Source organism: Ferruginibacter yonginensis (genome assembly GCF_042651465.1).
Lineage (GTDB): Bacteria > Bacteroidota > Bacteroidia > Chitinophagales > Chitinophagaceae > Ferruginibacter > Ferruginibacter yonginensis.
Genome location: NZ_JBHSCZ010000001.1, coordinates 930,579 through 955,252, shown reverse-complemented (window position 1 = coordinate 955,252; position 24,674 = coordinate 930,579). Strand labels below are relative to the sequence as shown.

The following is a 24,674-nucleotide window of genomic DNA, read 5'->3' as shown; positions in this document are numbered from 1 at the left end:
TTACTTTCATATATTGGTTCAAGGTCAAAGGTCCCCACTATCTAAAGTGTAAGCGAAGCGGTTCTAAGCCTATTGCTGCAATTATTTCAATCTAAATATAAAATATTGAAACTATCAATAATCCAATACCTAACCAGTACCATGTTTATGGTATACTAAGTTGCATTTTTTATTGTAATTTTATTTCATATAACAGTCAATTACATGAAATATTTTTACCAACTACTAACAGCTGTATGCATTACAGTGAGTTTACCTGTATTTGCACAAAATACACTTTTAAAAGAAACAAGATTAAGCCCTTTAGAAAAATTATTGAAGGATGATGTTGCGGTGGATGCTTACGAGCTGGATCCTGTTTTTAAAACTGTACAAACTATTCAATTTAAAACCCAACAAGCTGTTTACAAGCAAAAAGATGTAAATGCAGTGTTGGCTCGTTATTTTACCAATTATGGCGATTATAGTTTTGTGAATAGCACTGTTATTAATAACGATGTACAGGTTATTCGTTACCAACAATTGTATCATCAATTAAAAGTAACGGGCAGTACCATTGTTTTTTTAATTGATCATGGTAATATCAGTTTTGTAAATGCATCAGTAGCTGCTATAAAAAATAGCGTAGCCAATACGCCTTTGCTTACGGCTGATGCTGCTTTGCAACAAGCGGTTGCCAACATTGGGGCACAGCGTTATATGTGGCAAGAAAAAAATATGGGTGACCTCATAAGCACAGAAAAACCAACACCTACATTGGTATTGGTCAATGATATGTTTCATGCCAAAGGCATTCGTTTGGCTTATCATTTTGATGTGTATGCTAGCGAACCAATTAGCAGAACCAATATTTATATTGATGCCTTAGATGGTACCGTTTTGGTTAAAGATGACATCATTAAACATGTTAATGCGAATGGTACCGCTGATACTCGTTATAGCGGAAATAAAAGTATTACCACTGATTTTAATGGCACTTTATACAGGTTAAGAAGTTCGTACGGTAATATGTTTGGTATTGATACGTACAATATGCAAAAAGGTACTAACTACGGTGCAGCGGTTGATTTTACTGATGCTAACAATGCATGGACCACCGCTGAGTTTAATAATACTAACAAAGATAATGCTGCATTAGATGCCCATTGGGGTGCTACCGAAGTGTATAATTATTGGAGAGATGTACATAATAGAAACAGTTATGATAATGCCGGTGGCAAAATAATTAGTTATGTGCATTTTGCCAATGCTTTTGATAATGCCTATTGGAACGGACTGTTTATGACTTATGGAGATGGTAGTAATGTGCCACCCAGTGGTACTACAGGTTTTAAACCTTTAACTAGTTTAGATGTATGTGCTCACGAAATTGGTCATGCTATTTGTTCGTACACATCTAACCTTACGTATCAAAATGAATCAGGTGCTATGAATGAAGGGTTTAGTGATATTTGGGCGGCTTGTTTAGAAAATAGGGTGGACCCCACTGCTGCTGTTTATGAACCTTTTTTAATTGGCGAACAAATTACTCCCGGTTGGATCAAAGGCACGAACAGATTAGCGTTGAGAGATATGAAAAACCCGAATGCTCAAGGACAGCCCGATACATACCTTGGTACGCTGTGGGCTACAGGAGCTGCCGATAATGGTGGTGTGCACACCAATAGTGGGGTATTAAATAAATGGTTTTATGTACTTACAGTTGGCGAAACAGGCACCAATGATAATAGCAATGTTTATAATGTTACTGGCGTAGGGTTTAGTAAGTCTGAAAAAATTGCCTACCTCACTGAAACTTTGTTAACAGCTAGTGCCACACATGCTACCGCAAGAACCGCTTCAATTACTGCTGCAACTACATTGTATGGTGCATGTTCACCAGAAGTAATTGCTACTACCAACGCTTGGTATGCCGTAGGTGTGGGCGCTGTTTATAGCGCTACTTGTACACCTGCGGTTCATTTTATGAATGCAACCACTACTGTTACAGAAGCTGTTGCCAGCAATACTTGTAAACCTAGTAAAACTATTAGCGTTGCGTTGCGGTTAGATGCGAACGCTACGCAAAATACCACTGTTACTTTTACAACCACAGGTAGTACTGCATTGGTAGGTAAAGATTTTGATATTAGTCCGGCAAGTATAACATTCCCTGCAAATACCAACAGCACACAAAATGTTACAGTTACTATTTATGACGATGCCATTGTAGAGGGTAATGAAAATATTGTTTTGGGTTATACCATTAATGCCAATGGTGGTAATGCTGTTGCAGGTGCAAGTAACCAAACTAATACTATTACGATAGTAGATAATGATGTTGCACTATCGTTTGGTACATCATCAAACACTGCTGTTACATTGATCAATGAAAACTTTGGAACTGCAGGTGGTACTTTACCAACAGGGTGGACGAGTGGTTTATTTTCTGGCGGTACGAATGTGTGGACGGTGGGTAGTTTGGGTACAGTAGGTACTGGTCAGGGAGCTTATATTACCAATAATATTACCACAAAGCCATTGGCTTATACAAATTCGGTAGCATCAGATGCTTATTTGATAACGCCAAGTATAGATGGTACTAATTTGAAAAATGCACAGTTTAGCTTTAATTACAAATGCTTGGGTGAGCAAGATGCTAACGGTTTTTATGATTATGGCAATATTATTTATTCAATTAATGGCGGTACATTCAAATATTTGCCAGATTTATTTTTGAGTAAAACCAACACAACAAGTTATTCCATTTCATTACCTGATTCAATATTTAGTAACACTTCTTTCCGTTTAGGTTTTGAATGGGTGAATGATAATTTAGTAGGTACTAATCCGCCATTTAGTATTGATGATGTATTGTTAACCGGAACAAGGGTGGTTACTAAAACACAGGTAGAAGCAAGTGCTGGTCAGGGTAAATCAGAATATGTACCATCAGGCAGTGAAGTATTTATATATAGTACTACTGATAGTGAATTGGTATGTAGTATAAAAAATGCTAGTGTTGATGTAGGTTGTGTTACCGCTAATGTAACAGCGGTGGGTAACGCCAAAACATCGTTTACAGTAAATGGCACCAACTATTTTAGATCACAAAAAATTGTACAAGTAACACCTGCGGTTGCTAATCCAACAGCCACGTACCAACTTACCGTTTATTTAACGGCTGCTGAAATTGCCATTTGGGGTGCTAATAAAAGCAACTTGGTATTTTTAAAAGTAGCTGATGGTGTAAATATTAATACCGATGTAATCAATAACACCAACAGTACGGTTGTGGCTCCTACTAGCATTAACGATCAAACGGCCACTACAGGTTATATTGCATACACAGCTACTTTTACAGGGTTTTCGCAATTTGTTATGTTTGATAATTTGACAGTATTGCCCGTTCAATTATTATCATTTACGGGTACAAAACAACAAAATGATGCATTATTAAAATGGCAAACCAGTGCCGAAATTAACAGTGCTTCGTTTGCATTACAAAAAAGTAATAATGGCTTACAGTTCAATACTATTTATAATACCCCTGCACTAGGTGTAAATGGAAGCGGAGCTACCTATAGTTATGTAGATAAACAATTGAGTAACGGCATTCATTATTACAGATTACAATCTATAGATGTAGATGGGCAATCGAAATTTTCACCGATTGTAACCGTTGTTGCTGGAGCAAAAAGTGGTATTGCCGTAGTGCCTAACCCTGTAAAAGATATAATGCATATTTACTTAGATAATATTGACAACTTACAAAATGTAGTGGTGTACGATTTTGCTGGTAAAGAAATAATGCGTTACAGACCAACAATCATTAATGGAAAAATCACTATCAATACGAGAGCTTTAGCGGCAGGGATGTATGTGGTTAAAATAACTAACGTAAAGGGATTGGTGCAAACAACGAAGTTTTTGAAGGAGTAGGAATAATTATGAATGATGAATTAGGAAATATGAATGATGAATTAGGAATTATGAATGATGAATTGGGAATTGAGAATGATGAATTGGGAATTAAGAATTATGAATGATTAATTAAGAATGATGAATTAGAAATGGTGAGTTAGTAATATTTGAATGGTAGATGTTATTGACTTGTTCAAAAAAGCTATTCTAATGAAAGGCTGCCGGATAGTAGCGGCACCGAAGCGGCTTCAGCAGCGGAGGTACAGCGAATAGCCGGAACTACAGCCGCCATATGTACGCATGTAAAAAGCCCCTCACCAAAACTGGTAAGGGGCTTTTTTAATAGCATGGTTTTTATATTAGTTCGTCTTAATGACTTCATACCAAATTTCACCATTATCCTGCACTACAGGTTTGTATTGTGCACCATCAGCTGTGTAATAAGTTTCACCATCAATGGTAACGGTTTCAAACCCATCAGGTAAGCTCTCTACAATGGCACCTACTGGCGGTGCCACTACTGCATACTCATTGGCTGGCTGGTCATAATCGTAATAAGTACCATTAAAATAATAATAAGGATAATTGCGTACATATATGCGACGATAACCAATTGGTAACACCCTAATTCTAATGCCAATTGGTGGTGCAATTACGGTGAAATAATTATTGTAAGGTCTATAATAAATGCCGTTGTAATACCGAAAAATGCCACCACCAAAATTGATGCTCACATAATTTGCAGGCAAACTGCTGTAATAAGTGTTGCGACGAGGCAAGTACCCATAACGCCAATTGGGGTTACCTGCTCTATAAACTGGAAGATTGTACCTAGCATAGTTTCCGGGGCTGTTGTACACATTTACAGTTGTATTGTTAATGACCACCCTGCGGCTATTTCCACGATAGAAACTGTTGCTTGTATTATTGTTTACTACCGTATTATTGATGCTGCTGTTATTTGAGCGGCGATAATTGTTGAAACGGTTGGCATTATTGTTATTCAGCCTGCTGTTATTATTAATTGCCGCAGCATTATTACCATTCCTATTAGTTGCAGTGTTTTCATTGTACCGCTTATACGCAAATCGTTTGTTTGAGGCATCATTACTCGGTGTATTGTTTCTTTTAAAAGTATTATTATCACTTTTTTGAGAACGGTTAAAATTGCGTTGTGCAAATAATGGCATAGTGCTAATGCTCATTAAAAGCAATACCATTAAGGGTTTTGTGAGGTATTTACTGTTTATATATGTTGTTTGCATCATTGTAAGTTTTAAATTAGACGCTTATAAAAGCCAAAGGTTGCATGTAATGACTGTTTTTTATTTTTTATAACATTTGGGTAAAAAAGGGGGCGTTGTTATATATGATGATTTGATGCTTTATAATATGGTTTTTATTGGGTTAATACAATCATAAAAAAAGTAAGTGTATGTGAGCTGTAATGCTTGTTTGTATTATATTGCAGCCTTATAAATTAAAAAAAATGAAGCAACTTTCTATTGGTTTAAATGTGGTGTTATTGGTAGCAGTGGTATTTTTATATATAAAAGTATTTGGCGGTAAAAGTGATACAACACCAAGTAAAGTTGTTAATGCACCTACGAATAACAATGGTTTGACATCAAGAAACATTGCTTTTGTAGAGTTAGATTCATTAAATGAACGAATTGGATTTATAAAATCACGGAGGCAACAGTTAGAAGCTGAGCAAAGAGGTATTGAAAGTGAATGGCAAAATGGTTACAGAGGGCTTGAAAATCGTAAAAATGAATTCTTAAAAAAAGGTAATGCTATTACCCAACAAGAGGCTGAAAAGTTTCAAAATGAGTTATACCAACAACAACAACAAATTGATGAGCGTAAACAAGCTGCAACTCAAAAATTAAGTGATAAATCGTATCAGTTTATGGATGATATTCAAAAACGCTTGAAAGATTTTTTGGCTGAATACAATAAAGATAAAAAGTACCAATACATTTTAACCATTGGTACTGGGTTTGATTATATGCTGTATAAAGACACTACCTTAAACATCACCAATGAAGTTGTAGCAGGTATGAACGATGTTTTAAAAGAAAAGAAATAGTATTAAAACCTACTCATAAAAAAACTCCGATAAATAAAAATTTATCGGAGTTTTTTTATAAACCAATGTATATCAGTTGGGCAACACATGGTTTTCAATTTATTTGGTATTATATTGCTACTAAAATATAAATATGACCGAAACCACTCCTGCTTTTAAGCCATCTCTTGGCTTGTTAGATGCTACCATGATTGTAGCGGGCTCTATGATTGGCTCTGGTATTTTTATTGTAAGTGCAGATATTACCCGTAACGTGGGCAGTGCTGGTTGGTTAATAGCTGTTTGGTTATTAACAGGTTTTATGACACTTACCGCTGCCTTAAGTTATGGTGAATTAAGTGCCATGTTTCCTAAAGCTGGCGGACAATACGTTTACCTCAAAGAAGCCTTCAACCCTTTGGCGGGCTTTTTATACGGCTGGAGTTTTTTTGCAGTTATACAAACTGCCACTATTGCTGCTGTAGGAGTTGCGTTTTCAAAATTTGCCGGGTATTTTATACCTGCGTTAGAGTTAAACGATAACAATATCCTATTTCAAATATTGGGGCTCAACATTTATACCGCCCAAATAGTATCTATATTATTAATTGTATTACTTACTTGGATAAACACCAACGGTATTAAAAGTGGTAAAATGATACAAACTACTTTTACTGTGGTGAAATTGCTTTCTTTATTCGGACTTATTATTTTCGGATTATTATTAGCTGCAAAATCAAGTATTTGGAATGCCAACTGGCAAAATCCTTGGGAAATGGTAAACCGTGGTGCAGATGGTACTGTATTAGGTGGCGTTGCAGGTAGTGCCGTGTTGGGTGCCATTGCAGCCTCCATGGTGGGCTCCATATTTAGTAGCGATGCTTGGAACAACGTAACCTTTATAGCTGGTGAAGTACGCAACCCACAACGTAATATCGGGTTAAGTTTATTTTTTGGAACCCTCATTGTTACCTTAATTTATGTGGCTGCCAATATAATGTATATTAGTGTGTTACCATTGCAAGATATTGCTAGTGCGCCACAAGATAGGGTTGCGGTGAGTGCCAGTAAAGCCATTTTTGGCGATGTAGGTACGTACGTAATTGCTGTTATGATTATGATTTCAACTTTTGGTTGTAATAATGGGTTGATTTTAGCTGGTGCAAGGGTATATTATACGATGGCTAAAGATGGCTTGTTTTTCAAAAAAACAGGTACGCTTAATAAAAATGATGTACCTGAATTTGCTTTGTGGATTCAGTGTGTGGTAGCTAGTGTATTATGTTTGAGTGGCAAGTACGGCGATTTGTTAGATATGATTTCTTTTGTGGTGGTACTTTTTTACGCATTAACCATTGCCGGTATTTTTATTTTACGTAAAAAAAGGCCCGATATGGAGCGTCCCTACAAAGCCTTTGGCTACCCAATATTACCAGCCCTTTACATTATAATGGCGATTAGTTTTTGTGCCTTGCTCATTTATTATAAACCTATTTATGCAGGTTGGGGTTTAGGAATTGTTTTAGTTGGTATCCCTATTTATTATATTGCAGTCGCAAATAACAACAAACAATCTTTATGATGCAAGCGCAAGCTTTTGATACACTTTTTGAACGATTTACTTCTCTAAAAATTGGCGTAATTGGCGATGTAATGTTAGATACTTATTGGTGGGGAAAGGTTGATCGTATTTCACCAGAAGCGCCTGTGCCAGTAGTGGCAGTCACAAAAAAAGAACAACGTATTGGTGGTGCAGCCAATGTTGCACTCAATATTGCCGCATTGGGGGCCGCTATTCATGTAATTAGTATAACAGGTAATGATGATGAAGGGCATCAGTTAAAATCATTGTTGCAACAAAATGGTATTCAAACCAATTACTTATGTAGTAGTAACGAACGTATTACTACAAATAAAATACGCATCATCAGCAGAAACCAGCATATGATGCGTTTAGATGCCGAAGTAACTAACCCACTCAGTATTGCCGAAGCCCAACAAATTATTGAGGCATTTACGCAATATGTTACCAACGAACAACCCGATTTGGTTATTTTAGAAGATTATAATAAAGGTGTGTTAACAGAATTTGTAATTCCACAAATCATCAGTATTTGTAAGGCACATCACGTTATTACGGCCGTTGATCCTAAAAAGAAAAATTTCTTTGCATACAAAGGGGTTGATATTTTTAAACCCAATTTACATGAAGCGAAAGAAGGGTTGGGTATTTTGGGAGATGATGTTTCAGCAACATTATTGGCAGATATGCACAAGGCTTTGTATGCTCAGTTGCAGCATCATATTTCATTCATCACTTTGTCAGAAAAAGGGGTATTTTACCAAACAGATAACGAGCAAGCTATTATACCAACACATATACGTACCATTGCTGATGTAAGTGGTGCAGGCGATACCGTTATTGCTGTTGCTTCGGTAGTATATGCAGCATCAAAAAATATTCGTTTAATGGCCGAAATGGCTAATATTGCAGGCGGTTTGGTTTGCGAAGAGGTAGGTACAGTGGCGATTGATAAAATCAAATTAATGGCAGAATGTAAATTATTATTAACTAACTAAAAGCAAGTTGATTGCTTTGTAAAATAAAAATTATATGCATCCATATTCATTGGTTATTCACGGCGGCGCTGGTACTATTTTAAAGGAAGATATGACACCTGAGCTTGAAGCTGCTTATACACGTGGGTTAGAAGAGGCTTTAGATGCTGGATATGCTGTATTAGAGCAAGGTGGTTCAGCTGTTAATGCGGTAAAAGCTGCTATTGTTGTGTTAGAAGATAATTTGTTGTTCAACGCTGGTCGTGGTGCTGTATTTACCAAAAAAGGGGTGCAAGAAATGGATGCAGCTATTATGGATGGAAAAGATAGAGAAGCAGGTGCTGTAGCAGGTGTACGTAATGTTCGCAACCCTATCGAATTGGCTGCAGAAGTAATGCACAATAGTAACCACGTTTTTTTAAGTGGAAAAGGAGCCAATGATTTTGCTATTAAACAAGGTATAAAATTAGAGCCCGATGAATATTTTTTCTCACAGTTTAGGTACGATCAGTGGAAGGCATTGAGGGATAGTGATAATTATTCGTTAGACCATACCCACCAAGGTTTAGAAGAATTAATGAAAGATAAAAAATTTGGAACTGTGGGTGCTGTGGCTTGCGATATGGATGGTAATATTGCCGCCGGTACTAGTACTGGTGGTATGACTAACAAAAAGTATGGTCGTATTGGCGATAGCCCAGTGTTAGGTGCAGGCACTTATGCCAATAATGCAACCTGTGGTATTAGTTGTACAGGTCATGGTGAGCCATTTATAAAAGCAGTTGCCGCTTATGATGTAGCTGCTCATATGGAGTATAAAGGCATGAGTTTGCATGATGCAATGCATGCAGTAGTACATGAAAAATTAGTTGCTTTGAATGGCGAAGGTGGTATGATAGGTGTTGATGCACAAGGTAATGTAGCCATGATGTTTAATAGTGCTGGTATGTACAGGGCTATGCAAAAAAGCACAGGCGAAAGAAAAATTGGTATTTATAAAGATTAAGTTTTTTTGATGAAGAAATATGTAATATTGGTTGCTGGCGGCAACGGTACCCGAATGAATAGTGTTGTGCCAAAGCAATTTTTATTGTTAAATGGTAAGCCAGTATTGTATTATGCCATGAACACTTTTTTACAACAGTTTCCTGATTGTAAAATAATTTTAGTATTACCTGAAGAACATATTGCTGCCGGACAAGAAATTATTGATGCTTTTTTTGACTACAGTAGAATTGATATTGTAACAGGTGGTCGTACCCGTTTTCACTCTGTTCAAAATGGTTTGGCAATGGTGCAAGATGAAAATAGTGTCATTTTTGTACATGATGCTGTTCGTCCGCTTGTAAGTGGTGCCTTATTACAACGTTGTTTAGATGCTGTTTTGGAGTTTGGCTCAGCCATACCTGTTGTTGATTGTAAAGATAGTTTACGCCGTTTGGTTGATGATGGTAATGAAGCCGTTGATCGTTCGTTAATTAAATTGGTGCAAACCCCACAAGCATTTCATGGTAAAATTTTATTACCTGCTTTTAAAATAGACTATAAAGATAAATTTACAGACGAAGCCAATGTTGTAGAGGCTTTTGGCCTTAAAGTAATGTTGGTAGAAGGTGATGCTGCCAATATTAAAATAACCCAACCTGCTGATTTAATTTTTGCAGCAGCTATGTTACAAACCGCTGAGTAATTATTTTTTTATTAAGCGAATGAGTTTAGGTAGTTGATTATACTTTATAAAAGTGTAGGGTTGATTGATTGCTCCCATTGATTGGTAAAATGCAGCAATTCCCTTAACGTCCGATCCTTCTAAATCTAATATAAGGGGTTGTCCTTCAAATTCTTTAATTAACGCATTGTATAAAAAGTGATTAGCGCAAAGCTTTTTGCCTTGCGCTGTAATACATGATATGATGTTGTATAAACGATAATCATCTTTTAACAGCAATGCTGCTGCTACTGTATTGTTTTGGTATGTTACTGTTCTAATAATTAATTGATAATGCAAAGCAGCATGAGCAGCTATCTTTTTAATAAAATCAAAGTCACTTTTTTTAAAAGAAGTAACCCTGTTTGCATAAAGTTGTTCGTATAAATCAATTACAGCGTCGGCATCATTACACTCTTGATATTGTAGCTGTTTATTATTGGCCGCCTTTATATTTTTATTAAAAATTGTGTTGAAATTTTTTTTAATAACGCTATAGCCCTGCTGTAAATCAATAATAAAATTATTTTTTTGTGCTATATATAAATGTTCAATGCTACTTATTTCGTTGTTGTAATTAATATTAATTTCAATAAACTTATATAATCCAATAGCTTTATTTATAAAGTTTTGCTGATCAGTTTTACTCAATTGCACAGCACTGTAAATACCAGTTTGTTGTAAAAATGCCGGTTGGTATAAATAACTAATGCCGTATTTTTTTCTATAAATTAAAGGCATTACCGCTTCATAATCATTTAAAACTAAAGCATGCCATTGGTTGTTACTAGCGATATTCAAATAAAAAGAATGAACGTATAGTAAACTGTTGTGTGCATTTTTAACGCAGTTATCCCATTTAACAAAATCAATATGTTGGTGTTGAATTAACTGCAACATTTTTAAAAATTAACGGCTGGTAAAAATTTGCGTAGTGATAAATTTTGCACATCTATCGTAAACGCAATATTTTTTAAAAATCTTTTTTCAGGAATGGTTGATTTAAAATAATCGCTGTATTGTTTGCTATACAATAGAGGTATATATACATTGATACAATTTCTTAATAATGAAACTTGTAAGCCAGCATCATATAAAACTTTGCTCGTATTATTATTTTGTTTCCATGCTTCAGCATAACTACCAATATCTATAAAAACTTTTAACGGTATTTTTATTGGTAATAATTGAAGTGGATTTATATCTTTTGGTACATCTGTAGTTAAGTTGATGGTTGAAAGCCAATCATCTGTTTTACCAATTTTACTACTTAGTAAATCTGTACGCACTTTAAAAAATCCATCTCTATTCATAATTTGTTGGCTTCTATAACCATCAAATTCGCTTCTTCCAAAAAAGTAGTTTTCGTAGGTATAATCTTCGCTACCTTTTGGTCCGGTAAGGTTTAAATGGTATTGTTCTGTTTTAAATTGGTTAATAAAAGTTTTGTCAACAGTGTATATAAATTTACCTGCAAAAAATCGTACTTGTAAACCACCACCTTTTGCATAATTAAAATAATAATTACCGGTAAATGCCAGTCTAACAAAACCATCACCTTGTTCTGCTTGTAACTGTGCTTGGTAGGGGTATAATATGCGGTTGTTTGCAATACCCAATTGTAATTGGTTAACTGTTCTACTTGTAATTGGGTACGTTATAATATCTACATTGTTTACATCATCTCTTTTAAATAAAACGTTGGTTTCACGAATAAAAAATGATTTGAATTGTATGTAAGCAGTTTTTTTGCTTAATGGGTTTTTACTTAAAAAATTGTAACGGATAGTAGGTACTATTTTGCTAAATCTTAAAGGTGTATTGTTGCCGTTTGTCTCTTTAAAATTACCATAACTAAATGAAGCTGCGTTTACACCAATATTTACATTGTTGCCCCAGCTTGTAGTAATGTATTTGTAATTCATTTTTGCAATACCATTAAGTTTTTTTGTGCCCGTTGCATATAATGGTGCTACTAAAAATTGAAATTTAGATGGCGGTAAATTATAATTATGTATTAAAGTGCCCACCATTAGTTTATCATAATAATTAGCTCCAATAGCTGGTAATATTGATATGTAGTGTTTTTTATCAGTATTTTTTAAATTGAAAAAACCTGTGAGTTGTAGTTGTTTTTTTGTGTTTGCTAATAATGGCCCTTGTTGGTTAAGTAATGCGAAATGTTCCTTCAAATCAATGCCGGCAATACTATCAGCAATATGTTTAAAGTCTGCAGGTGATGGATGTTTAAATTTCCATTGCGAATAATATGTTTGCATTAATATATCAAAATTGGCCTTTCCAAGTTTTTGCTCTAAAAGTGCTAACCATTTTGCTGTTTTACCGTAAGTGACAAAATTATAATTTACATTATTCATTTTTTCAGCAGCAGTATTAATGGGCTGGTCTCTTTTTAAAGCGTATAAAGAAGCTAATATTAACTCGTTAAAATCGTCAGGTATTTTTTTTGATGAAAAATTATTTTCAGTTGTTGTATTGCTATAGGTAGCGTTGTAACGATTGTCATAATAGGTATTAAAACCTTCGTCAAGCCAAGGAAAATCCCTTTCATTGCTGGCTAAAATACCATAAAACCAATTGTGCCCAACTTCATGGTTGATTACATCTTCTAATATTTTTTTACTTTTCGCTGCAGTTAATAATGTAATAGTAGGGTATTCCATACCACCGTTTGTGTTGGCTGCATTATCTACAACATGTACCACATTAAAAGGGTATTCGCCAATCCATTCGCTTTTTGAACGAATGGCATTCTTAGTGTACTGTAAACTGTTGCTCCAGTAGTAGAAATTGTTTGGTAAAACATAACAGAATGCATCTACATTTTTTCCTGATTTTAATCGTATGGTATCATACATCACCAAAAATCGTTTGTCGGCAAACCAAGCAAAATCGTGTACATTATTTTGTACAAATTGAAGTGTTTTATATTCGTTACTCGATGCAGGAAACTGCATTATCTTTTCAAATGCTTCGGTATTTTTAGGTGTTATAAATGCATTAGTAGTTGCCACTTTTTCTTTTAGCCAATTTTTTTCATCGGTATTTTGCAATTCACCAGTGGCGGCTATCACATAGTTTTTAGGTGTAGTAATTTTTACATCGTAATTACCAAACTCACTATAAAATTCACCTTGATCAAGGTAAGGCATTTCGTGCCAACCAGTAGCATCGTACACAGCTGGTTTTGGGTACCATTGTGTAATTTGATACGATTGGTTAACATGACCTCCTCTCGAAAAATTGTAAGGTAGTTTTACTCGAAATGGGGTTGTAATATTGATTGTTTCACTAGGTGCTATCGGTTTAGGTAATAAAAGTTTGATGATGTCTTGGTGGGTAGGATGATCTTCCGTTATCGCATTGCTGTTATTAACTTTAAAATTGAGTTGATTGATATAACCTCTTTTATTTTCTTCTGCAAAATAAAAAGCAGTACTACCATTGGTTAAAAACTGGTCGGTTAAAGCTGTCTTATCATTTTTATAAGCATTGGGCCATACATGAAACCAAATGAACGATAAAGTATCTGGCGAATGGTTGCTGTATTGTATATGTATGTTACCGTTCAATGTATTTTCAACATCATTTAAGGTAACATCAATTGTATAATTTACTTGTTGTTGCCAATAATTTTTTTGGCTGTTGCCATGTAGGTATGTTACTACTAAAAGTATAAACAGTATTAATTTTTTCAAAACAAAGCAGTTTATTCAAAAATACTGAATATTATGGTTGTGAGTGAAGTTGTTGTACTATTTACCTTTGCCCGACAAGATGATGCGGATGGTATGAATCATAATTTTTAAATCGAGTAGCAGCGATACGTTTTCAACATATATTAAATCGTATTGCATTCTTTCAATCATTTCGTCAATATTGCTAGCATAGCCAAATTTTACCATACCCCAACCTGTTAAGCCCGGTTGTACTTTAAACAAATAACTGTACTCTGGTTTAATGGCAATAAGTTGATCAATATAGAATTTTCTTTCTGGCCTCGGTCCCACAAAGCTCATATCGCCTTTCAAAATATTCCAAAGTTGTGGTAGCTCATCTAATCGCCATTTTCGCATTACTTTACCCCATTGTGTAATTCTGGGGTCATCGTCGCTACTCAGCATTGGTCCATCTTTTTCAGCATCTACCATCATTGACCGAAGCTTATACATTGTAAATGGTTTTCCTTTAAATCCAATTCTTGTTTGTAAAAAAAAGATGGGGCCGGGTGATGATAATTTTAATCGAACGATTGCAAAAAACAAAATTGGTAAAATTAAAATACCTCCCATTAAGGATAAGAAAATATCTGTAAGCCGTTTAATATTTTGTTGCCATTGCGGCATTTGGCCAAAGTGTACATCAATTAAAGGAACACCCATTACATTGCTGTTTTTAAGTGCACCACTTATTATATCCAACGTATCTGGCGTAAGTTTTATGTTAACATTTTGGTTGATGAGGAGTTGTAATATTTCAGTTATTAATTGTCTTTCATTACTATCTACCGCTATAATAACTTCCTCAATTTTATTATGTGCAATAATTTCATTGACTTCAGTAATGTTGTTTGAAGTTTTGATTTTTGTTGAAGGTAATGCTACATTTTTTCCATTTAAGTTTATAAAATGTGTTAATACAAAACCACCATTTTCATCGGCATTAATAAAGTCTCTAAAAAATTGTGCTGCCTTTTTACCCGAGCCTATGAGTAATGAATTAAAAAAAACTTTTTTATGTAGTAATTGTTTTTTGGTATATCCTAAAAACAATAATCGAGCAATACAACTACAAATTATAACCGGAAAAAGCAGTAAGAAAAATTCAGAATAATAATCGTAATTATTTTCTTTTGGGTTTTTTAAAATGAAGAAAAATAATAAAAATAAACAACCTATTAAACTAACAATGATCGTTTTAAAAAACTCATTAACCCTTGATTTTTGATAAAGTGTTTGATAGGTACCTGTAATAAAATGTAGCCCAATCCAGCCAATGGTGTATAATAACAACCCTACATAAAAGCCAGATGGGATGCTAAAGGGGTATTCGTACAAATTGGCACGTAAAATATAAAAACATATCCAAGTAAATACGGCTACAATGGTATCTGTAAATATGTACCAGCTGATATGTACTCTTGGTTGTTTCAAATTAAAAAATAATCAACGACTGGCTTGTTTAATTTTATCTAAAATTTGATGTGCAACTTCCATAGCCCTGTAACCATCTACTACGGTAACAGGTGTTTCGGTGTTGTTAATAATGGCATTTTTAAACGCAATTAATTCTTCTTTCATAGCATTGGTATCCAAAACAATCGGATTTGCAATTGCCACCGTTTTTTTACCCTTGCCAGTATCAATATCGAAAGTAAATACGTTTTTATCTGTGGTTGAGTTTTGGCTAATAATTTCAGTTTTTTTATCAAGGAAATCAATACCTATATATGCATCTTTCTGAAACAGCCTCATTTTACGCATTTTCTTCATTGATATACGGCTGCTTGTAAGGTTAGCCACACAGCCATTATCGAACTCAATTCGAACGTTGGCAATATCTGGTGTATCACTTAAAACTGCAACGCCATTGGCAGAAATATAGCTTACATTGCTTTTTACCAAATGTAAAATGATGTCGATGTCATGTATCATCAAATCTAAAATTACACTCACATCTGTGCCACGTGGGTTAAATTGCGATAAGCGGTGTACTTCAATAAAAACAGGTTCAATTACATGGTCTTTTAAAGCAACAAATGCAGGGTTAAACCGCTCCACATGCCCTACTTGAAATTTTAAATTAGATTCTTTCGATAATTTTAATAAAGCCTTAGCTTCATCCATTGTGTTGGTAAGTGGCTTTTCAACAAAAACATGTTTGCCTTTTCGTATGGCTAAAGCACACAATTCGTAGTGGTAGGTAGTAGGTGCAACAATATCAACTGCATCGCAGTTATCTATTAAGGCTTCTGTAGTTTCAAAACGAGGTATCTTATATTTTTCAATAACTGATTTTGCATTATTATCATCTGTATCACAAAAACCTACAACGGTTACTCCTTCAATTTCCATCCAATTATTTAAATGAAATTTTCCTAAGTGACCGGCACCAATTACACCTATTTTTAGCATACTTTTTTTTTAATTGAACAAGGGAGGCATTTTATTTATGCTTCTTCCCAAAAACCCATTTTTCCAAACTTTGCAATTCTATCATCCACTCTTTTTTGTGCAGGTACATTTTTTAACTCCTGTATTGTTTTTAAAAGATACGACTTTAAAATTGCAGCAGCACCATCATAATCCCAATGTGCACCACCTATTGGCTCTGGCAATACTTCGTCAACCAAACCAAAAGAAAGCATGTCCTTACCCGTTAATTTCAATTGTTCAGCGGCTGTTTCTTTTTTGTCCCAACTGCGCCACAAAATACTGCTGCAGCTTTCTGGCGAAATAACAGTATACCATGTATTCTCCATCATTACTACTCTATCGCCTACACCAATGCCTAAGGCACCACCACTAGCACCTTCACCTATAATTACACATATAACTGGTACTTTTAGGCTAATCATTTCAAAAATATTTCTTGCAATGGCTTCACCTTGGCCACGTTCTTCTGCTTCTAAACCAGGGAACGCACCTGGCGTATCAATTAAAGTAATAATAGGCTTATTAAATTTTTCAGCCAACTTCATTAATCGCAAAGCTTTTCTATAACCTTCGGGGTTAGCCATACCAAAATTGCGAATTTGCCTTGTTTTGGTATTATTACCTTTCTGTTGACCAATAATCATGACTGTTTCACCATCCAATTGTCCAAAACCACCTACCATGGCTTTATCATCTTTTACATTTCTATCACCATGTAATTCAATAAAGTTGGTACACATTTTTTCAATGTACTTTAAAGTATATGGCCTATCTGGGTGGCGGCTCATTTGTACTCTTTGCCAAGGAGTAAGGTTCGCTGTAATATTTTGTTTTGCTTCAATAACTTTTTGTTGCAACAACTCAATTGCGCTGCTCATGTCAGTTTTTGATTTCTCTTGTGTTATAGTGAGTTGCTCAATTTGATCATATAAATCTTTAATCGGCTTTTCAAATTCAAGAAACTGCCTGTTACTTAGTTGTGGCATAAAATAATTTTACCTTTAAATAAAAATTTCAATGATTTAATATTATTGTAAAAGTAATGTTTAGATTTTTTTTAAGAAAGTTTTGTTTGTAAAATATTTTTTTCCTTATCTTTGCACTCCCGAAAACGGAAAACGACTTGCAAAAGTGGTAATCAGGTTTAGGGTCGTTGGATTGGTAGTTCAGTTGGTTAGAATGCCGCCCTGTCACGGCGGAGGTCGCGGGTTCGAGTCCCGTCCAGTCCGCAAAAAGCCGCTCAATTTGAGCGGCTTTTTTTGTTTATTCCTTTTTCTTAAAACTATTTACTCTGTCACATATTTATTTTTTATGATGGCGCCTGATTGAAGGTATTGGTTATACTTAATAATATGTTGTGCCCTTACTGCATCTTTATACTGTATAAGTGTACCATTGGTATTTGCATTTTTAAATACGTTGTTTTTGATGGTTGAAAATTGTACGCCTTCAAAGTGAATGATTGGATTATTGGTGTTGCCATTGTTAATGCTATTATTGGTGAAAGTAATGGTTGGGCCAAGTGTACTCTCATCTTTACCGCTTCTTAATACGCTTAAAATAGTTCCGTTAATATTATTGAAAGTATTGTTACTGCAAATTAAATTTTCAACATTATAATATCCTTTCTCATCTGTTTCATCATTAAATAAAAACAATGCAGCTTGGCTATTGTTAAATGTTACGTTATTGATTTTTACGGTATCTAACACATTGGTTTTTGATGCTTTAAAAAAAGTGGCAACAACATTACTAAAATGAGCATTCGCTACATAAAATTTATTGTGGTGGCTACTTTGGCTTGTGTCAGTCACTACAAAAGCTTTACTAGTAACCATTGCAATATTGAGATTGATATTTTTTAATTGCAAACTTTTACCGGCTTTTAATTCGAGTAAGTAAGCTGCGTTAGTATCATTGAAAATAAGGTTAATGCTATTTTTCTGGTTACTTGTAATGATGGTATTTTTTGTTATTTGAATAGGGGTTTTAAAATTGTAGTTGGTTGCTGTTAATACAATTTCAATGTTTTGTTGATTGTTTGATGTTATGGCATTTTTAATATCATCAGTAGTTTTACAAAGTATTCGAGTGTAAAGTTGTACAACATTTATATCGTCTTTTTTAAACCATATTGTGCCACAATTTGTTGCTGCATTTTTAATTACTGCTACCATATTCGCTTCATTAAATGCACCGGGCTTTTTGTTGAGTATTGGTATATTTTTTTGTTCACTAATTATTTGTAACGAATCACTAACTACATTATTGAAAACGCCTTTTGAATAAGGTATTGCTATGTATGACACTTTTTTTAACAATAGTATGTCCGTAGCAAAACCATTCATTAATTTTTGATTGTAAAAATTACTTGCAACATTGCCTGCGAACGTAATACCACTCATATCATCAAACGTGTTGTACAATTTTTTTTGTGTATTACTGTAAAATGTATTGTTGATGAATTGCACATTTTTAGGAGGAACACTTCTTTCAGCATCACTACCTTCGCAAAAACTTATGGGTGTACAATTTATAAAACTATTATTGGCTACAACCACTTCTGATACGGGCAAATAACGATTCGCTGGAGAATTTGGTACGCCATTCATGATTGACATAGGAGAACGAAAGCCCACACCAATACAGTTGTAAAACACATTGTTTACTACCCACTGTCCTTTATTAATGATTCTTACACCGCCTGTGCCTGTTTTGTTATTACCGTAAAAAATATTCTTAAGCACAATGTTATTATTGCCGTGTCTTAACACCACACCTCCTTGGCACTCTTTAAACACATTATTTTTAATAAGATTACCACATGATTTTACAGAAATAATTTCTGTTTCGCCATCACAATGTTCAAATAAGTTATCAGTAATTTGAGTGTTTGAATAAAATTCGCAATGTTCAGAAACTCCTATGCGTATTATTTCACCACTGTTTGAGGCCAATGGCAAACGAATACCGAAATAGTTATGATCAATTTCGTGGTAATTTTTTCTGCTTCTATCATCATTTAAAATTACCGCTAATAAAACACCCATGTTTTTTTTATTCAAAAAACTACAATGATCAATGCGGTTATTTTGTCCGTACAGAGCAATCCAATAATTTTCGTCTAATCTTTTTGGGTTATTGTAATCATTAATAACGGTATTGGTTACCCTGCAATGCGTAGCCACTTTATCATTATTTATTCTAAAATTTATTACAGCATTTTTTGCTGCATATCCATCTGTAAATAACAATCCATCAATTACAATATAAGCCCCCCCTACATATAAGGCTGATTCGCCATTGATGATTACTTTGCCTTGTGTTTGCGCTTTCACATAAATAGGCAGTAGCGCTGTGCCATTGCAACTCAATTTTATTTGTACGTTCGTCCATGTGCCATTTTGTAAAATAATTTCATCGCCTGGTTGAGCAATCTCATTAGCACTGCTCAGTTCAGTATTATTTTTTACCACTATTTTTTTTGCAACACTTTGGTAGCCTGTTAATACAAACACAATTAAGGCAATACACGTTTTTAGCATAGTAATTTTTTTATGTTTCGTTATGATTTATATTTCGGTTTGATGATGCTCGAACAAATAATTTTGGTCTTAAAATTTTTTCAACATGATCCATGTTTTCAGTATTGTGCATGGTTTCAATAAACAATTTTGCTGCTACTTTTCCTAATTCAAATGATGGTTGCTCAACACTGGTGATGCTGGGTGTAACCAAGCTTACAACTGGTTCGTTGTTAAAGCCAACCAAACCAATATCGTCTGGCATGCGCAGGCCTTTCTTTTTAATAGCTAACATAGCGCCAATGGCCATTCTATCGCTGATGGTAAAAATGGCATCTGGTCGTTTTTTCATTGACAGTAATTCTTGCGTTGCAAAGTAGGCGTACTCTTGGTTAAAATCGCAATGAAAAATTAAATCTGTATCAACTTTAATTTTATGTTTTTTTAGGGCATTGATGTAGCCTTGCATCCTGCTATTACTTACGCCTAAATTTTCTGGTCCAGCCAAAATAGCAATGCGTTTGTACCCTTGTTCTAACAAGTGTTCTGTGGCGATCATACCACCTTCTTCATTATCTAATCGTACGCTTGGTGCTTGTAAATGTGGTGTAATTCTGTCAAACACCACCATGGGCAAATCCCTTTCTTTAATCTTTTTAAAGTGGTCAAAGTTTTTTGTTTCGCTTGATACGGATACGATAAACCCATCAACCAAACTTTCTAACAAGCGTTTGGTATTTACAATTTCTCTACCAAATGATTCGTTGCTTTGGCAAACCATTACCGTGTAGCCTGCTTCGAGTGCAACTTCGTCAATGCCCCGTACCATCATCGACAGCACATAATCTAAATTGGGTACAATAACACCAATGGTATGTGTTTGTTTTTGTCGTAGGCTCAAAGCCAACTTATTGGGCTGGTAATGGAGCTTCTCTGACAATGCCATCACTGCATTTTTTGTTTCAACATTTACATCAGGTGCATTACGTAATGCCCTTGAAACAGTTGAGATGGAGATGTTTAAACTCTTGGCAATATCTTTTATGGTTGCTGGCTTATTCACTGTTGTAAAATTATTGTTTTGGTAAAACTAACCTAATCGGTTATTGAAAATACCGGAAGCGTTGCCGGAAACGTTGCCGATTTTAAAATATTAGACAATATTCAATGAATTTTTCAATTTTATAACGACTGTTTAATATTTAATCAAAAAATTTAATGTTATGTAATGTAGTAAAAAAATGCATGGCCCTTATTTCAACCTTAATATTACATTCAGTAAAAAGGTATTCGTTGCTTTAACGTTATCATTTTATCATCGAATTATTATTAAATCAATTTTATTTTTTAAAAATATATGAAAGGAAAAGTAGCCATTATTACAGGCGGTTCAAGGGATATTGGTAGAGCAGCAACTTTGCAATTAGCTGCTGCTGGGGCTAAGGTTTGCATTAATTATTTTGGAAACAAAACTTTGGCTGATGAAACGCTGGCAATGGTACAGCAAGCAGGTGGAGAGGGTATTATTGCTTATGGTGATATGACGGTTGCAGCAGATGTAGCTGCTTTGGTGCAACAATGTACAGTGTCTTTCGGAAATACTATTGATATTTTAGTGAATGTAGCTGGCGGTATAATGGGGAGAAAACTATTGCAAGATATTGATGAAACATTTTGGGATGCAGTAATGAATGTGAATGTAAAATCAGTTTTCTTAGCAACACAAGCAGTGGTGCCACACATGACTAATGGTGGAGCTATTGTAAACTTTTCATCGCAAGCAGCTAGAGATGGTGGCGGCTTTGGTGCTATTGCTTATGCAAGTGCTAAAGGAGCGGTACTAACTTTAACCAAGGGCTTGGCAAAAGAGTTAGGTCCTAAAGGTATAAGAGTGAACTGTGTTTCACCCGGTATGATTAACACTACTTTTCATAACACTTTTACAAAACCAGAAGTACGATCAAACGTAGCAGCAGCCACACCTTTGCGTAGAGAAGGCAAGCCAGAAGAGGTGGGCGCTTTGGTATTATTTTTAGCAAGTGATGCTGCTTCATTTATAAATGGAGAGAGTATTGAAATTAATGGCGGAACTTACTTTGTTTAAAAGCACACAATGAAACAAATGCGTATTATATTATCTATATTATTTCTATTAACGTTTGCAGTTTCGCAAGCTCAGCATCCTATTGCGTTTTTTAATAATGCTGATATTGTTGCAGTTAAGTCGGGTATTAACAAATATCCATTACTTACCCAATCGTTTAATAGTGTAAAGGCTGAGGTGGATGCTTATTTAGGTAAATCTGTTGATGTGCCTTTCCCTAAAGACCCAGCAGGTGGTTATACACATGATCGACATAAGAATAATTATATGCTGATGTTTAACAGCGGTGTATTGTATAATATTACAGGTAAGGTAGCATACGCAACATTAGTAAAGGAGATGTTGTTGAAATATGCTGTACTAAATCCTACTTTAAAAAATCACCCACAAGCAACCAGTGCTTCGCCAGGACATTTATTTTGGCAAGCGTTGAACGATGCGAATTGGATGGTGTACTCAGGTTTGGCATATGATTTAATTTATAATTCATTAACGCCAACTGAACGTACCACAATTGAAGATGGGGCGTTTAAACCAGAGGTTGATTTTGTTACAAAAGATTTAAAAACATGGTTTGATTTGCTGCATAACCATGCCGTGTGGGCTTGCGCTGGTGTGGGTATTATTGGTATTGCAACTAATAATAATGACTATGTTGAAATGGCATTAAAAGGTTCTGACAAAAATGGCAAAAGCGGTTTTATAGCACAAATGAATCATTTATTTTCTCCTGATGGTTATTACACTGAAGGTCCGTATTACGTTCGTTATGCTATTTTACCTTATATACTTTTTGCCAATGCATTAAACAATACCCAACCCGGTTTGCAAATTTTTAAACACCGCAATAACATCTTACAAAAAGCTTTGTTAACCTGCTTACAACAAACCAATTTAGATGGTACATTTTTCCCTTTGAACGATGATATTAAAGATAAAAATTACACAACCAACGAATTGGTTACTGCAATAGATATTGCTTGGAAAGCCTATGGCCCTAATGAAGGTTTACTTACTGTTGCTAAAAAGCAAAACCGTGTAATACTTCATAGAGGCGGTGCTGATATTGCTGCTGCTATTGCAACAAGAAAAAATATACCTAATTATTTTCCATACAAAACCATTGAAAGTACTGATGGTATCAATGGTGATGAAGGCGGTGTTAGTGTTTTACGTGTAGGTAAAAATGATGACCTTACTAGTATGGTATTTAAATACACCGCTCAAGGTATGGGGCATGGGCATTTTGATAAATTGAATATTAATTTATTTGATAAAGGAAATGAAATTTTACAAGACTATGGCTCAGCAAGGTTTATAGGCATTGAACAAAAATACGGTGGTCGTTATTTGCCAGAAAATACTTCATACGCTTCGCAAACCATTGCACATAATACGTTGGTGGTTGATGAAGAGAGCCATTTTAAAGGCGATTCAAAATTGGGTGAGGCTTATCATTCTGAAAAACTATTTTCATCTATTAATAATCCCAATATTCAATACACTTTGGCAGCAGAAAATAATGCGTACCCAGGTGTAGCAATGAAACGAGGTATTTACGTTATTGTATTACCTAACGCTAAAAAAATAGTGGTTGATTTATTTAATGTAAATGCTAGTGCTACACATCAATATGATTTGCCTTTTCAGTATAAAGGACAGTTTATAAGCACCAATTATAAATACACTGCTAATACAAAAAAGCAAGAAACATTAGGCACAAAAGCAGGTTATCAATTTTTATGGAAAGTTGCATCAGCACAAGTGAAAGATACAGTTGCTCAATTTACCTTCTTAAATAAACAATCGTATTACACCGTATCATCATTAATAAAAGGCGATGCAACCATATTATTCACCAATACCGGTGCAAACGATCCAAACTTTAATATTCGTACTGAACCATCAATGATTATTAGAAAAAGTGGTAGTAATGAGTGTTTTGTAAATGTGGTTGAAATTCATGGAAACTATGATCCTGTCAATGAATTTTCATCTAACTCATATAGCAGTGTATCAGCTATTAACTTGTTAGAAAATAATCAAGATTATACAGCTGTTGCTATAACAATAGCTGGCAAAAAGTTACAATTAATACAAAGTAATAAAGACTTTAGTACAACCGCTACACATCAAATAAAAAACAATCAAATTAATATCAAATGGGTTGGTCCTTATACAGTATTGTATGATGGTAAATCCTTTTAATGATTCACACAATAAATAAAAATTTAAAATCGATTTTATGAATACGAATGAAGTTGTAAATGTATTTATTAATGATACAGATATTGCTTGGGAACAAGTAGGGGAAGGGCTTCGCAGAAAAATAATGGCTTATGATGATAACTTAATGGTAGTAAGGGTTTCATTTGAAACTGGTGCCATTGGTACAGTACATCAACATTTTCATACGCAAATTTCACATGTTGAAAGTGGCGTTTTTGAGGTTGAAATTAATAACGAAAAAAAGATATTAAAGGCTGGCGATGCTTTTTATGTACCATCAAATATTTGGCATGGGGCAGTTTGCAAAGAAGCCGGTGTATTGATTGATATTTTTAGCCCTATGAGAGAAGATTTTTTAAAATAACCAACACAAAGCCTTTACCAAAACAGGCTTTAATTA

Annotated in this window: 17 protein-coding genes and 1 tRNA gene; 10 read left to right on the top strand and 8 right to left on the bottom strand. The window is 34.6% G+C overall.

All coding sequences use genetic code 11. The features are described 5' to 3' along the window. Positions 1 to 204: 204 nt before the first annotated feature. Positions 205 to 3,921, top strand: coding sequence for a M4 family metallopeptidase (locus tag ACFOWM_RS04245; RefSeq protein ID WP_379707438.1), 3,717 nt, complete (start codon positions 205 to 207; stop codon positions 3,919 to 3,921). 341 nt (positions 3,922 to 4,262) lie between these two features. Here ACFOWM_RS04245 and ACFOWM_RS04240 read toward each other — a convergent pair whose 3' ends face one another. Beyond that, positions 4,263 to 5,171, bottom strand: coding sequence for a DUF6515 family protein (locus tag ACFOWM_RS04240; protein WP_379707437.1), 909 nt, complete (start codon positions 5,169 to 5,171; stop codon positions 4,263 to 4,265). A 221-nt stretch (positions 5,172 to 5,392) separates the two neighbouring features. On the opposite strand from ACFOWM_RS04240, the gene ACFOWM_RS04235 reads away from it, so the two are divergent. From ACFOWM_RS04235 to ACFOWM_RS04215, 5 genes are all read left to right on the top strand, one after another. Continuing rightward, entirely contained in the window at positions 5,393 to 5,995 is a 603-nt protein-coding gene (locus ACFOWM_RS04235) for an OmpH family outer membrane protein (protein WP_379707436.1), read from the top strand. A gap of 133 nt (positions 5,996 to 6,128) precedes the next feature. Continuing rightward, positions 6,129 to 7,556: an APC family permease gene (locus ACFOWM_RS04230; RefSeq protein ID WP_379707435.1), complete on the top strand. Its 1,428-nt coding sequence runs from the start codon at positions 6,129 to 6,131 to the stop codon at positions 7,554 to 7,556. Beyond that, complete coding sequence (locus ACFOWM_RS04225; RefSeq protein ID WP_379707434.1) at positions 7,553 to 8,554, top strand: bifunctional heptose 7-phosphate kinase/heptose 1-phosphate adenyltransferase; 1,002 nt, start codon at positions 7,553 to 7,555, stop codon at positions 8,552 to 8,554. The genes ACFOWM_RS04230 and ACFOWM_RS04225 overlap by 4 nt, the downstream gene beginning before the upstream one ends. A gap of 34 nt (positions 8,555 to 8,588) precedes the next feature. After that, entirely contained in the window at positions 8,589 to 9,539 is a 951-nt protein-coding gene (locus tag ACFOWM_RS04220) for an isoaspartyl peptidase/L-asparaginase family protein (protein ID WP_379707433.1), read from the top strand. A gap of 9 nt (positions 9,540 to 9,548) precedes the next feature. Next, positions 9,549 to 10,223, top strand: a complete 675-nt coding sequence (locus ACFOWM_RS04215; RefSeq protein WP_379707432.1) for a 2-C-methyl-D-erythritol 4-phosphate cytidylyltransferase — start codon at positions 9,549 to 9,551, stop codon at positions 10,221 to 10,223. Here ACFOWM_RS04215 and ACFOWM_RS04210 read toward each other — a convergent pair whose 3' ends face one another. The 5 genes from ACFOWM_RS04210 to ACFOWM_RS04190 are packed head-to-tail and all read right to left on the bottom strand — an operon-like array spanning position 10,224 to position 17,403. Continuing rightward, on the bottom strand, positions 10,224 to 11,141 hold the full coding sequence (locus tag ACFOWM_RS04210) for a hypothetical protein (RefSeq protein ID WP_379707431.1): 918 nt from the start codon (positions 11,139 to 11,141) through the stop codon (positions 10,224 to 10,226). 2 nt (positions 11,142 to 11,143) lie between these two features. Then, on the bottom strand, positions 11,144 to 13,960 hold the full coding sequence (locus ACFOWM_RS04205; RefSeq protein WP_379707430.1) for a M1 family metallopeptidase: 2,817 nt from the start codon (positions 13,958 to 13,960) through the stop codon (positions 11,144 to 11,146). Positions 13,961 to 14,017: 57 nt separating this feature from the next. Continuing rightward, a complete protein-coding gene (locus tag ACFOWM_RS04200) occupies positions 14,018 to 15,415 on the bottom strand; it encodes a sugar transferase (protein WP_379707429.1) in 1,398 nt (465 codons plus the stop codon). A gap of 12 nt (positions 15,416 to 15,427) precedes the next feature. Beyond that, positions 15,428 to 16,396: a Gfo/Idh/MocA family protein gene (locus tag ACFOWM_RS04195; protein WP_379707428.1), complete on the bottom strand. Its 969-nt coding sequence runs from the start codon at positions 16,394 to 16,396 to the stop codon at positions 15,428 to 15,430. A gap of 35 nt (positions 16,397 to 16,431) precedes the next feature. Further along, positions 16,432 to 17,403 carry an acetyl-CoA carboxylase carboxyltransferase subunit alpha gene (locus ACFOWM_RS04190; RefSeq protein WP_379707427.1) on the bottom strand — a complete coding sequence of 324 codons (972 nt, stop codon included), beginning with the start codon at positions 17,401 to 17,403 and terminating at the stop codon, positions 16,432 to 16,434. A gap of 169 nt (positions 17,404 to 17,572) precedes the next feature. Here ACFOWM_RS04190 and ACFOWM_RS04185 point away from each other — a divergent pair. Then, positions 17,573 to 17,646 (top strand) — tRNA-Asp (locus ACFOWM_RS04185). A gap of 57 nt (positions 17,647 to 17,703) precedes the next feature. Here the strand turns inward: ACFOWM_RS04185 and ACFOWM_RS04180 are convergent. Together ACFOWM_RS04180 and ACFOWM_RS04175 are read right to left on the bottom strand one after the other, a co-directional pair. Beyond that, positions 17,704 to 19,962, bottom strand: coding sequence for a polysaccharide lyase 6 family protein (locus tag ACFOWM_RS04180; protein ID WP_379707426.1), 2,259 nt, complete (start codon positions 19,960 to 19,962; stop codon positions 17,704 to 17,706). Between the two features lie 10 nt (positions 19,963 to 19,972). Further along, on the bottom strand, positions 19,973 to 21,004 hold the full coding sequence (locus tag ACFOWM_RS04175) for a LacI family DNA-binding transcriptional regulator (RefSeq protein WP_379707425.1): 1,032 nt from the start codon (positions 21,002 to 21,004) through the stop codon (positions 19,973 to 19,975). Positions 21,005 to 21,298: 294 nt separating this feature from the next. Between ACFOWM_RS04175 and ACFOWM_RS04170 the strand changes: the two genes are divergently transcribed. The 3 genes from ACFOWM_RS04170 to ACFOWM_RS04160 are packed head-to-tail and all read left to right on the top strand — an operon-like array spanning position 21,299 to position 24,638. Further along, positions 21,299 to 22,045 (top strand): SDR family NAD(P)-dependent oxidoreductase, encoded by a 747-nt coding sequence (locus ACFOWM_RS04170; protein WP_379707424.1) that lies wholly within the window; start codon positions 21,299 to 21,301, stop codon positions 22,043 to 22,045. Between the two features lie 18 nt (positions 22,046 to 22,063). Continuing rightward, the gene (locus ACFOWM_RS04165) at positions 22,064 to 24,253 is read left to right on the top strand and encodes an alginate lyase family protein (RefSeq protein ID WP_379707423.1); all 2,190 of its coding nucleotides are present in this window, start codon (positions 22,064 to 22,066) and stop codon (positions 24,251 to 24,253) included. Positions 24,254 to 24,290: 37 nt separating this feature from the next. Next, positions 24,291 to 24,638, top strand: a complete 348-nt coding sequence (locus tag ACFOWM_RS04160) for a cupin domain-containing protein (RefSeq protein ID WP_379707422.1) — start codon at positions 24,291 to 24,293, stop codon at positions 24,636 to 24,638. The last annotated feature ends 36 nt before the right edge of the window (positions 24,639 to 24,674 follow it).

What these genes read in the sequence shown, in the direction of transcription:
- ACFOWM_RS04215 (WP_379707432.1), top strand. Translation starts at nt 9,549, where the DNA reads ATGAAGAAATATGTAATATTGGTTGCTGGCGGCAACGGTACCCGAATG.
- ACFOWM_RS04245 (WP_379707438.1), top strand. Translation starts at nt 205, where the DNA reads ATGAAATATTTTTACCAACTACTAACAGCTGTATGCATTACAGTGAGT.
- ACFOWM_RS04180 (WP_379707426.1), bottom strand. Translation starts at nt 19,962, where the DNA reads ATGCTAAAAACGTGTATTGCCTTAATTGTGTTTGTATTAACAGGCTAC.
- ACFOWM_RS04225 (WP_379707434.1), top strand. Translation starts at nt 7,553, where the DNA reads ATGATGCAAGCGCAAGCTTTTGATACACTTTTTGAACGATTTACTTCT.
- ACFOWM_RS04220 (WP_379707433.1), top strand. Translation starts at nt 8,589, where the DNA reads ATGCATCCATATTCATTGGTTATTCACGGCGGCGCTGGTACTATTTTA.
- ACFOWM_RS04165 (WP_379707423.1), top strand. Translation starts at nt 22,064, where the DNA reads ATGCGTATTATATTATCTATATTATTTCTATTAACGTTTGCAGTTTCG.
- ACFOWM_RS04160 (WP_379707422.1), top strand. Translation starts at nt 24,291, where the DNA reads ATGAATACGAATGAAGTTGTAAATGTATTTATTAATGATACAGATATT.
- ACFOWM_RS04190 (WP_379707427.1), bottom strand. Translation starts at nt 17,403, where the DNA reads ATGCCACAACTAAGTAACAGGCAGTTTCTTGAATTTGAAAAGCCGATT.
- ACFOWM_RS04235 (WP_379707436.1), top strand. Translation starts at nt 5,393, where the DNA reads ATGAAGCAACTTTCTATTGGTTTAAATGTGGTGTTATTGGTAGCAGTG.
- ACFOWM_RS04240 (WP_379707437.1), bottom strand. Translation starts at nt 5,171, where the DNA reads ATGATGCAAACAACATATATAAACAGTAAATACCTCACAAAACCCTTA.
- ACFOWM_RS04230 (WP_379707435.1), top strand. Translation starts at nt 6,129, where the DNA reads ATGACCGAAACCACTCCTGCTTTTAAGCCATCTCTTGGCTTGTTAGAT.
- ACFOWM_RS04195 (WP_379707428.1), bottom strand. Translation starts at nt 16,396, where the DNA reads ATGCTAAAAATAGGTGTAATTGGTGCCGGTCACTTAGGAAAATTTCAT.
- ACFOWM_RS04210 (WP_379707431.1), bottom strand. Translation starts at nt 11,141, where the DNA reads ATGTTGCAGTTAATTCAACACCAACATATTGATTTTGTTAAATGGGAT.
- ACFOWM_RS04170 (WP_379707424.1), top strand. Translation starts at nt 21,299, where the DNA reads ATGAAAGGAAAAGTAGCCATTATTACAGGCGGTTCAAGGGATATTGGT.